Consider the following 11,063-nt stretch of genomic DNA (forward strand, 5'->3'; position numbering starts at 1 on the left):
GGATCACGAGAACTTCCATGTTCACTTCGTAATGCCAAGCCCACTGCAGGACACGGAACAGACATGCTGTTTGCTCAACGCAGTCTGGGCGCAGCATCATGCGCAAACAGCGCCATTGGCAAAGAACTGGATCATGCCCGTAAAAGACCGTGCAGCTGTGACAAGCTATGTCACTCACGAATACTGGCGCATGGGCAGTGACACAATCTCAGACAACCTTTGCTGGGATAATGCACAGTTAAACTTTGCGCCCAACGACAACTACACCCAACAACAAGCACATCGTATTACACGGGCAGCCAGCCCACTCTGGCTACAGCAGGCACAACAGGCATTAAACGATCAAAAGGCACAATATGAGGCAAGCGGTGATTTGCAGATGATGGAGCGTGGCTAAGCCCCTTCGCGCAGCAAACACCTGAGCAGCTTGAACAACACAGATGCCAAAGGCGCAGGTCTTGGTACATCCTTGTTCACGAGCTGTTGTTCAAACTAACGAAGGTTCAAAAGAACACAGAACATCAACAAAGGCTCAAACGAAGAAGATCAAACAGACAGAGACTTAACGGAAAGACAGCGTCAGCGGAGCAAACCGTTAGACGCTTTTTTTGTGGGCGTGGTCATTTAAGGAAAGTAGTCCCAACAGCTGGTCTCAATCACGTTGCTATTTGCTGGCACTTTTATATGCCGCCCAGATAATATCCGATCGCTTCCTCCAATTCTGCCTCCTCGTAACCAAAATGAGAACGCACAACTTCTTCTAATTTTCGATATACATGTGAGGCATCAATGAAGTTAGCTTCGCTTGGATTTGTAGCCAACGTGTCTGCGGCTCGGCTGAGGCGAATGATCAATTCATGCACTACCTCATGTTCTGAAAGCAGTTTGGCTACAATCTGCTGGAACATGCCACCTCCTGCTGCCTTAATTCGAGGGAACATGTCTGAACTTTCGATGTCATGATGGAACTTCAGGACTTGGCATTCACGCCCGCAAAGTGATCCAAACGCTCGAAAGTTTTCGGCCATATCAAGTGAAAGCACAATCTTCTTCAGGTGCTCAGGTGGAGTATCTTTCGCTTCGATCCTCTCCAAGACCGCACCAATCTGTGCCATCTCCATAAGATAATGACGATGGATTGCCGCAAGCTGTCGACCTTGGCGGCGGTGCATATCTGTGGCTGCTGCAACCTTAGGCGCTTTCGGCCGTGAAGCTTCATCGATTGTGAGGTCATCGAGGGGCAGGATTGAGAGATCAGTCATGCTCGGCAATAAATACTTCACAGTTGCCAAGTCAAGGACGTCGAGCAGTAGGGCTGCAATCAATTTATCTACAGGAGCGACGAGCGCCACCGTTTCCTATCAAGTTAGGATACGTGCGCTTACGCTTTACAGGTAATACTCAATGCCGCACTTATCTGCGCATTACCCTATAATCTCATATTATTACATATAATCAGTATCTTGGGCGTCTTTCCGGTAGCTCTGCATTAAGTCTGAACATACGCTTTAGCTGTAACCAAACAGTTAGGAGCGCACATGACACATCTCGCAAAGCTTACATTCAAGACAGTTGATCGCAGCACCAAACGCGATCCCATCATAGCGCGACGTGACAAACTCGTAGCAGGGCTTAAGGAACAAAAACTGGTGCATGCCGCAGCAACTAAGAAGCAAGATCATCGCGCTGAACGACACAAATGGATGACCAATGACATGGGGGAACGTGTGCTGGTCAAAACACACCGCACAGTACGTCCGTGGTTCTTTGCTCAAGACAGTGGCTGGTATGTGCAGTGCCGTTATGGGGCGCGTGTGATTGCAGCAGATGGCACCAACAATGCGGTGTTTGTGAAGTCATTGGATGAAGTCGCTGGGGTTCTAGATGCATTTCTTAATGCAGCGGCTGCAGGGGAGCTGGATGGGGCCATCACCAAAGTGGCAGAGCGGCAACCACGGATCAAACCGGGGGCGGCCAAGGCAGCAGCAAATGCCTGACGCAAGCACAGCTAAAATAGCAGCACTTAATGATCGAGCGCGGCAGCGTCTTGATCATTGTCGCTGGATACTCACTCAGGGCGTATTGTCTTGCGATCCACTCACAGTTGCTGAGCTGCTGATTGCTGTGGAGGACTTCGACAACTTCACAGCCGACAACGACCCTTATGCCGAGCACGACTTTGGAGTGATCACACTTGAGGGCACAACGTTCTTTTGGAAGTTTGACTATTACGATCTAGACCTGCAGATGCATTCGCCAGACCCAACAGATACAAATGTGACCACACGGGTGCTCACCGTCATGCTGGCAGATGAGTATTGAGCTCAACTCAAGGGTCATCCCAACACAAACACAGCAAATCTGCCCTACAAAAAGTCAGCACTGAGGGGGGTGAGGCAGCGATACTCAGGTCAAACACGCTGTTTGAACTTACGGTGTTAACACGGCGTTTATTTGCAAATGCCCCAACACTCCTGTTGCAAACAGCGTGTTTGCCAAAAAAACTCAAACATGGCGTTTCCAAACAGCGTGTTTGGCTTATTATTCAATAAAATCAATGCCCCAATTTTTCCGCTGAGTGTATAGAGCAGCCAAGGTCAGCCGTAATCCGTCGCTGGACATGCTAAATCACGCGACTAGATCCGCTTGAACCACCCAATGAACGTATGACTGAGCTTTGCGTCACAACCAAGTCACCCGCCAATCACGGATCATGCCGGCACAAACACAGCAAATCCGCCCATAGCAAAGTGAGCATGATTCACTTAGCAAGCTGTGCGAACGCAATTCAAACACTGTGTTTGCGATTACAGTGTTAACACTGCACTTCAAAACACCGTGTTTGGCAAAAATAGCAAACACTGCATTTCCAAACACCGTGTTTGCCTTTTTATTACATTGTATCAAAGGGTTAATTTTCTCACAAAGGCGCTTCCAACACGCTTAAACACACGCATGTACCCCCGTGTGAGGGCTGCACGTCACCTCGAGCGCTTATCCGATAGCCCATTGAGCGTGGGAGTGTTCACGATCTCTGATGGTGCCGATGCGGGCTAAAACACAAATCAACCCAGCACAAACACAGCAATTCTGCCCCTCACAGAGTTAGTACAGGTCAGGGAGCACGCCGTGCAAACGCAACTCAAACACTGCTTTCGCAATCGCAGTTCAAACACAGTGTTTCGATTTACTGCGTCAAACATACATGTTGCAAACACTGTGTTTGCCATTTTTGCCAAACATACTAAATCCAAACACAGTGTTTGCCTTATTACGCATTAATATCAATGGCTTAATTTTTTGTGGTGTGAGGATTTGAGTAGCATAGTACCTCACGAGACTGCAGGATCTCAGTCATGAACCTCACTCAGCGCCAATTCCAGCAGTCCAATCAAAGCCTGCACATACGCAACATCACCCAGGGGTTCTTCACATATGGCCTTGAGCTTGGCCACTTTGATGTGGCGATAAGCTTCTTCCAACAGTTGATGTTTGGTTTTGAGCTCCAAGAGCTTTTTGTGGAAGGCTGGATAGCGGGACGCAATGCGCCACAGATACTGTGCATCAACCTCGCATTCAAACAACACAGACACGGGAAGGGCCTGCTTGTGTATAAAAGCCAGCACATCAGTTTCTAATTCCAAGATACGCACTGGCTCATCTAGTGCGTGGTCTTGCATGACGTGCATGTTGTAACGGCTCTCACGCCCCAATTGAGCATAGAGCAACTGTCGCAGCTTGTTCAGCTTGGCGATCTCAGGCTCAGTGTCTGGGGGCAGGGGGGCAGCGCTACCAGCTAGATCTGTTATAAGTGGGCTTAGGTATGTTGTAATGTCGTTCAAGCATGGCTCCGTAAGTTTGAACAGTCGGGATAAAATCGCCGTTTATACCCAATTATACTGCTCAGTTTGGGTTGGATTCAATTCTAACGGGATCTGAGGCTGTGCAATATGTTGTAATACTGACCGCGCTAAGCTGGGTGCAATGCAGGTGTTGAGCCCTTAGCGTGAGCGCAATAGCCATTAACTGCGCAGTTTTGCCTGAGCTGAACCTCACAGCTCAAAACCTCATAGAACATACATAGTATGAGATTATTGCGTAAGTCATTGTAAAACATAGACTTCAGGCAAGACGTTTTTCCGGTAGGAAGACCAATATCTCAGACTTTATGCTCAAAGCTAACAAATGCTTAGGTTTTGAGGAGATAGCGCCATGCGCCAAGCACAGACACTGAACGATGCGCAGTTGCGCCGTGTGATACAGTACTGCCGTAGCAGGCGTCATCCGGTGCGTGACGAGACAATCATACTCACAAGCTTTTACGCAGGGCTGAGGGCCAAGGAGATTGCTGCGCTCACAGTCGGCAACGTGTTTGATGAAGCAGGCAACGTGCGTGAGCAGTTCATCCTAAGCGCAGCACAAAGCAAGGGCGGGCACACACGCACTGTGTATTTGAACCAGCGGCTTCGTAAGGCGCTTGGAGACTATGGCGCGATCAAATACTTGGGTGATCCAAGTCGTCCCCTGTTTGAGAGCCAAAAGGGCGGGCACTTCTCGGCCAACACCATGTGCCAGCTGTTCCTGGATATCTACAAAGCGGTAGGGCTTAAAGATGCATCAAGCCATTCGGGAAGGCGCACTTATATCACACGCTTGGCCAACAAAGGCGTGGGTGTGCGTTTGCTGGCTGAACTGGCGGGGCATGGTCACATAAGCACTACCCAGAGATATATCGATGTGAATTCTGAGCAGCTTAGCGAGGCTGTGGAGCTGCTGTAGGCGCTTTCGGCCCTTAGCGGACCTTGGTGGGTCGCGCAGCTAAGGTCGGGTCTGAGCCCATGTTGCATGATGCTGCATCATGCACGAATGTCGCCTATAGCGCTAAACCAATCGCACTCTATTACTACTGAGCGCTGCTCGTGAGAGGTTCTGTCGTTCCGGCCAAGGCATTGGGTGCAAGTATCGAGGGCTTCCCTAGCGCTCAGACGAAACCTTGACGTAACGCAAAAACGCCGTCGCTGCTGGGGACAACGACCGACCGGTCCGCCGCACCAGCCCGATCCGGCGCTCTGCGCCGAAATCGGATATCTCGCGGGTGACAAGACCTTCGGTTCGCAGAACCTTCAGGGTCAGACGTGGCAAGACGGTGATGCCCAGCCCCGCAGACACCAGCGCCCCGGCTGTCGCGAGGTGGGACACCTCGAACCGGGGCCGCAAGGTCGTTCCAGAGCGCAGACAAGTTCCATCCACAAGCTCGCGCACACTTGTGCCCGTCGCCATCGCGATCTGTGGCATCTGGATCAGGTCCGTCCATGGGTAAGCGCGATCCTCCTCCAAGGGACCATCCGGAAGTCCGAGGGCGACAAACTCATCAGTAATCAACGGCTCAAACGACAGCCGCGTGCGTGCCGTGGCGGTTCCTGCCGTAAAGCCGATGTCGGCAGTTCCCGCTTCGACAGCGTCCAGAACATCACCCGACAGGCCGTCCATAATCCTGAGGTTGATCTTGGGGTGGTCCTTGGAAAAGCTGCTCAGGATGTCCGGCAACAGACTTGCCGTGACCGAGGGAAGCCCTGCAATGGTCACCTGTCCCTCGCGGGCGGATCGAAAGCTCTCGAACTCGGCGATGCCATCCTCGACCGTGTTGACCATGCGTTCGGCCACGCGGGCAAACGCACGACCTGCGACCGTGACTTCGACATTGCGCGTATCACGATCAAAGAGGCGCGATTGTAGTCGCGTTTCCAGATTGGTGATCTGTCGCGAAAGAGCCGATGGGGAGATATCAAGGCGCTCCGCGGCCAGCCGGAACGACTGGGTTTCGGTCAAAGTGAGGACGGCTTGAAAGTCGAGGAAAGTTGGATTGTTGCGATTCATGCATCAATTATGAATAAAATCGCACTTCACGCAATGACCATAAACCGTATTTTCTCACTTGCGAAAGGAATGCGGGAGGCGTTCCTTCACCATCTTTCTGGGAGGACATCATGAAATACACATTGCGAACACTGCTCGGTGCAACCGCGCTCGTAGGCTCTGCCCTTGCGGCACAGGCCGAGGATCTGCTGATCGGATCAACGTCAGCCTCATCAAGCCACTACGGCTACTTCGTCGCCGTAGGGCAATTAATCAACGAGAACGCGGAAGGCATCAACGCCACTGTGGTCGAGACCGGCGCGACTATGGATAACATCCAGCGTATGGCGCGCGGGCAGCTCGATCTTGGCCTTGTGACGACCAACGTGGTTCAGCATGCCCATGCTGGCACCAATGCTTTTGACGGAAATGCGCAGGACATGCAGCTTTTGTGGGTCTATGCGAATGCACCGCAAAACGTGATTGTTCGTGCGGATTCGGGCGTGACAGACCTTGCGGGCCTTGCGGGAACCGACTTCAACCCCGGGATCAAGGGATCCGCGACCGAAGCCACCGCCGAAGCGGTTTTTGCAACGCTCGGGCTGACGGCTGATTTTGCCAGAGGCTCGACCACGGATATCGTCAATTCGATCAAAGACAATCGGATCATCGGCTACGTGAAATCCGGATCGGGCATGTTGCTGGATGCCTCAACGATGGATATCGCAACGGCGACCGACATCAGCGTTCTCGGGCTGAGCGATGCGCAGGCCGAGACACTCCGGACCGAAATGCCTGACATCTCGGTTGTGGACATCCCCGCAGGGGCCGCCGATGGCATCCCCGCCTACACGACCTGGAGCTTCGGGGTTGGCGTCGCCGCACCCTCATCCATGGACGAGGAAACGGCCTATCAGATCGTCAGCGCGATCATGGCGGACGAGACAGCACAAGCCAATGCAATGGCCAGCCTTCAAGGCGCGAACATCGCTGATATGACTCTTCAGTTCGGGACCATCCCGCTTCACCCCGGTGCGGCGCGCTGGTTTGAAGAGCAAGGGATCGACATTCCCGATAACCTGATGCCGTCTGACGGCTAGGTCGATGACGATCGAGCGTGTGCAAAGAGGGCTGGCGGTCCTTGTCGGAGTTTTCGTGTTCTACACGGCGGCGACCGGCCCTTTTGAAGGCCTGATCCAGCGGGCGCTGTTTTTGGCGCTGGTGAGCTCTTTGGGCTTCGCGCTTTATCCTCTGGGCGCCGGGAAATCCTGGCGTCCGGTCGGGCTGGCGCTTGATCTTGTGCTGTGCGCAGTGACGATCACTGCCTGCGGCTACGTGGTCTGGAACTACGACCGGATCATGACGACCCTGCCATGGGCCACGACGGCCGAGATGTGGTTGACCGTTGGTCTGGTGCTCTCGGTGCTCGAACTTGGCCGGCGCACGGTCGGGTTGATTTTCCCGATCCTTGTCATTGCGGGCCTTGGCTACGCGCTCTTTGGAAATTATCTGCCCGGTGCCCTGAGTCATCGAGGCTTCGACGCCGCCTTTGTGACAGAAACGATCTTTCTGGGGGACCTGGGCATTTGGGGGATGCTGACAGGCGTTGCCGCGACCGTGATCGCCGCCTTCGTCATGTTTGGCGCACTCCTGTTACATACGGGCGGCGGGCAGGCCTTTATGGACTTTGCCATGCGGTTGGGCGGGCGTCAGCCGGGCGGTGCCGCCAAGATCGCGACGATTGCAAGCGGGCTGTTCGGCATGATTTCCGGCTCTGCTGTCGCGAATGTTGCCACAACGGGCAACTTCACGATCTCGATGATGATCCGCCTCGGATATCCACGCCCTTTTGCAGCGGCTGTTGAGGCTGTCGCATCGACCGGAGGCCAGTTGGCGCCCCCGATCATGGGTGCTGCGGCATTTGTCATGGCTGAAATTCTTGGCATCCCCTACCTCACGATTATTCTGGGCGCGATCATACCTGCCGTCCTGTTTTATCTGTCCGTCTTCATGACCGTCCATTTCGTAGCACTTCGCCGCAACCTAGCCGTCGTCCCCGAAGACGATCTTCCGGCATGGTCAACAATCGCTGCGCCGCGCCGCGTTCTGCCGATTATTCTGGCCCTCGGCGGGCTGTGCGTGGGCATCTATCTGGGGCGCTCCATCGCGACAGCAGCCTTCTACGGTATCATCGGGCTGCTGGTAGCCTTCGTGGTGACGCGGGTCGGCCAGATGCCCGTCCGAGAGATGGTCTCAAAGGTCATGGATGGCCTCGAAGACGCAGGCAAGGGCATGGTCATCATCGGTGTGCTGCTCGCAGGCGCGCAGGTTCTTGTTTCGATGATCAATCTGACGGGCATTGGCGTCACGATGTCCTCTTTGATCGTCGCAGTGGCCGGTGATGTTGTTCCCTTGGTGGCAATTATTGTCGCGGGTGTGTGTCTGATCATGGGCATGGGCTTGCCGACGACTGCGGCCTATGTGCTTGTTGCTGCCGTCTTGGCGCCCGCCATGACGGCGGTGGGTATTGATCCGCTCGCGGCCCATATGTTCGTCTTCTACTATGCAACGATATCGGTGATCACGCCGCCGGTCTGTGTGGCGGTCTTCGTCGCCTCCGGGATCGCGCAGACGAATTGGCTTCCCGCCGCAGGTCAGGCAGTCCGTCTGGGCGCCGTCACCTATGTCATACCGTTCCTGTTCCTCCTCTACCCCGGCATGACGTTGCAAGGGACATGGCTACAGGCTGTTGAAGCGCTTGTCGGCGGGCTGGTCCTTGTCATTGCAATTCCGGCGCTGCTGTCAGGTCTGCGGATCACCACGTCGCGGGCGCTGGATATCACGATCCTTCTGTCCGCTATCGCGATCGCCATCTGGCCACACCCACTGTCGCCGTTCATCGCGATTGCGGTTCTGGCGGGCGCCTATGTGATGCGACAGTCCAACGGAAAGGTCATGGCATGAGTGTTTTGCGGATCGGAGCAGGCGCAGGGTTTTCCGGCGACCGGATCGAGCCTGCAATTGAGCTCTCCAATCACGGGAAACTCGACTATCTTGTGTTTGAATGTCTGGCTGAAAGAACCATCGCACTGGCCCAGCAAGCACGGCTGTCCGATCCTGACGCAGGCTATGACCCGATGCTTGAGGCGCGCATGCGGGCGGTGCTTCCGATCACAGCCCGCAACGGCACCAAGATTGTCAGCAATATGGGAGCCGCACATCCCCGCGCTGCCGCGCGAATGGTGCGCAGGATTGCTTGTGACCTCGGGCTTGAACATTTGCGAGTGGCCGCAGTCACCGGCGACAATGTCCTTGATGCAATCGGAACCTACACCCTAGAAGAGACAGGCGCGCCAGCGGCTGATTTGCGGGAAAACCTGGTCTCCGCGAATGCCTATATCGGTGTCGAGCCGATCGTACGCGCCCTTGATGCTGGCGCGGACATTGTGATTTGCGGCAGGGCGGCCGACCCTGTCTTGTTTCTCGCACCGCTCATCCACCATTTCGGATGGGACCTTCAGGATTGGGAGAAGTTGGGGCGGGGCACATTGGTCGGCCACCTGCTCGAATGCGCGGCACAGATCACCGGCGGGKATTTTGCCGATCCTGGTGTCAAAGATGTCCCCGATCTTGAAAACGTGGGCTTTCCGCTGGCCGAAGTCACCGCAGACGGCAACGCGGTGATCACCAAGGTCGAAGGGAGTGGTGGCTACGTCACCAAAGCGACCTGTACCGAGCAGCTTTTATACGAGATCCACGACCCTGCATGCTATTTCCAGCCCGACGTCGTTGCGGACTTCTCGGGTGTAAATTTCACGCAGATCGGGCGGGATCGGGTTGCCGTGACGGGTGCGACGGGCCGGGCCCGTACGGGCACGCTCAAGGTCTCGGTCGGGTATCGCGACGGCTGGAAGGCCGAGGGCCAGATCAGCTACGCGGGCGCAAACTGTCTAGCCCGGGCCGAACTCGCCGCTGAGATCCTCAAGAGCCGACTGGGCGGTGAGACGTCAGAGATTGACGAAACGCACTGCTCCCTGATCGGCACAACATCCATCCCGCACAACGCAACACCGGACCTCGCCGCTTTGCGTGAAGTGCGGCTGCGCTTTGCGGCCCGGTGCCGTACCCTCGACGCCGCACGGCGTGTCACGAACGAAGTCGAGGCTCTATATTTGTGCGGACCTGCAGGTGGGGGCGGCGTGTCGCGTTCAGAGCGCGAAGTCATCGCGATTGCCTCGACGCTGATCCCGTCCGAGCTTGTTCGAACCGACTTTGAGATAATGGAGATGCACCATGCGGTTGCATAAGATCGCCCATGGGCGGACCGGCGACAAAGGCGATACGTCGAATATCTCAGTCATCGCCTATGACCCGAAAGATTGGGACACTCTGGTGCAAAATGTAACAATAGCGCGTGTGCGGGATCATTTTGGCGCCGAGTTCGCGAGCGACATCCACCGCTATCTATTGCCCCAGATCCACGCCATGAATTTTGTGCTCAAAGGCGCGCTGAAGGGTGGCGTGACGAGATCCCTCGCGCTCGATGCTCATGGCAAATGCTTGGCCTCGGTGTTGCTTGAGCTGGAGATCACTAAGTGAATACTCAAAATGTGGCTTCTAAAACTTTCGCATACGATCAAAAAAAACGCGGCTGGATAGAAGTCAGAGGGAAACACTATCGGCAGCGGCGATCCCAGATCGTCAGAGTTAGAACCGGACATTGAGTTTTCAACTCTATAAAGCCGCTTTGTCCGCACAGCGGACCTCTATCCAAACCGCAGCGAACTACCGCTTTCCGCCCAAGATGTAGCCCTTAGCTACTCGCTGGTTTCTGTATGTGCATCAAACTCATCCCGCGATAGCTCATACCGCTTGCCCGTGAGCATGTCCTTCTTCAAGCGCGGCGTGAGATGACTGTAGTGCCTCTCGATCATGCCAATCGACGTGCCCATCTGCACAGCCAGCGCATGTATGTCCATCCCGTCGTTGAGCAGGGCAAAGGTCGCGTAGGTGTGACGCAGGCTATACAGCGTCCTGTTCTGCCCTGTGCGCGGGCATATTATTAGCCCCGTGTCTGTGAGGAACTTGCGGAACGTCTGGTGGATGTTCTTGCTGACAGTGCCATCGGGCAATCTGAACACGGGCAGATCGACACGCTGTTTAAGTAAATCTTCGAATGGGATATGCCTAATGTCCTCTGATCGCTC

Annotated in this window: 11 protein-coding genes and 1 pseudogene; 8 read left to right on the plus strand and 4 right to left on the minus strand. The window is 54.7% G+C overall.

What is annotated here, in order from left to right; all coding sequences use genetic code 11:
- Positions 1-397, plus strand: a pseudogene (locus NIG5292_RS14980) (hypothetical protein); the annotation flags it as partial.
- Positions 398-680: 283 nt separating this feature from the next.
- Here the strand turns inward: NIG5292_RS14980 and NIG5292_RS13860 are convergent.
- On the minus strand, positions 681-1,352 hold the full coding sequence (locus NIG5292_RS13860) for a hemerythrin domain-containing protein (protein WP_048600132.1): 672 nt from the start codon (positions 1,350-1,352) through the stop codon (positions 681-683).
- 186 nt (positions 1,353-1,538) lie between these two features.
- Here NIG5292_RS13860 and NIG5292_RS13865 point away from each other — a divergent pair, with 186 nt between their 5' ends.
- Positions 1,539-1,997 (plus strand): hypothetical protein, encoded by a 459-nt coding sequence (locus NIG5292_RS13865; RefSeq protein ID WP_048600133.1) that lies wholly within the window; start codon positions 1,539-1,541, stop codon positions 1,995-1,997.
- Complete coding sequence (locus NIG5292_RS13870) at positions 1,990-2,322, plus strand: DUF3768 domain-containing protein (RefSeq protein WP_048600134.1); 333 nt, start codon at positions 1,990-1,992, stop codon at positions 2,320-2,322. Before NIG5292_RS13865 ends, NIG5292_RS13870 begins: the two co-directional genes overlap by 8 nt.
- 1,028 nt (positions 2,323-3,350) lie before the next feature.
- Here NIG5292_RS13870 and NIG5292_RS13880 read toward each other — a convergent pair.
- Positions 3,351-3,842 carry a hypothetical protein gene (locus tag NIG5292_RS13880; RefSeq protein WP_048600136.1) on the minus strand — a complete coding sequence of 164 codons (492 nt, stop codon included), beginning with the start codon at positions 3,840-3,842 and terminating at the stop codon, positions 3,351-3,353.
- Positions 3,843-4,212: 370 nt separating this feature from the next.
- On the opposite strand from NIG5292_RS13880, the gene NIG5292_RS13885 reads away from it, so the two are divergent.
- Positions 4,213-4,779 (plus strand): tyrosine-type recombinase/integrase, encoded by a 567-nt coding sequence (locus NIG5292_RS13885; RefSeq protein WP_048600137.1) that lies wholly within the window; start codon positions 4,213-4,215, stop codon positions 4,777-4,779.
- 195 nt (positions 4,780-4,974) lie between these two features.
- Here NIG5292_RS13885 and NIG5292_RS13890 read toward each other — a convergent pair whose 3' ends face one another.
- A complete protein-coding gene (locus NIG5292_RS13890; RefSeq protein WP_048600138.1) occupies positions 4,975-5,877 on the minus strand; it encodes a LysR family transcriptional regulator in 903 nt (300 codons plus the stop codon).
- A gap of 110 nt (positions 5,878-5,987) precedes the next feature.
- Between NIG5292_RS13890 and NIG5292_RS13895 the strand changes: the two genes are divergently transcribed.
- Genes NIG5292_RS13895 through NIG5292_RS13910 form a run of 4 tightly spaced genes read left to right on the plus strand, consistent with a single transcriptional unit; the run spans position 5,988 to position 10,455 of the window.
- On the plus strand, positions 5,988-6,956 hold the full coding sequence (locus NIG5292_RS13895; RefSeq protein ID WP_048600139.1) for a TAXI family TRAP transporter solute-binding subunit: 969 nt from the start codon (positions 5,988-5,990) through the stop codon (positions 6,954-6,956).
- A 4-nt stretch (positions 6,957-6,960) separates the two neighbouring features.
- Positions 6,961-8,820 carry a TRAP transporter permease gene (locus NIG5292_RS13900; RefSeq protein WP_048600140.1) on the plus strand — a complete coding sequence of 620 codons (1,860 nt, stop codon included), beginning with the start codon at positions 6,961-6,963 and terminating at the stop codon, positions 8,818-8,820.
- Positions 8,817-10,163, plus strand: coding sequence for an acyclic terpene utilization AtuA family protein (locus tag NIG5292_RS13905; RefSeq protein ID WP_048600141.1), 1,347 nt, complete (start codon positions 8,817-8,819; stop codon positions 10,161-10,163). The genes NIG5292_RS13900 and NIG5292_RS13905 overlap by 4 nt, the downstream gene beginning before the upstream one ends.
- Positions 10,150-10,455, plus strand: coding sequence for an AtuA-related protein (locus tag NIG5292_RS13910; protein WP_048600142.1), 306 nt, complete (start codon positions 10,150-10,152; stop codon positions 10,453-10,455). Before NIG5292_RS13905 ends, NIG5292_RS13910 begins: the two co-directional genes overlap by 14 nt.
- Before the next feature lie 218 nt (positions 10,456-10,673).
- Here NIG5292_RS13910 and NIG5292_RS13915 read toward each other — a convergent pair.
- Positions 10,674-11,063, minus strand: a 390-nt coding sequence (locus tag NIG5292_RS13915) for an integrase (protein WP_048600143.1), incomplete at its 5' end; no start/stop codon positions are given.

It is taken from the genome of Nereida ignava, from assembly GCF_001049735.1.
Classification (GTDB): domain Bacteria; phylum Pseudomonadota; class Alphaproteobacteria; order Rhodobacterales; family Rhodobacteraceae; genus Nereida; species Nereida ignava.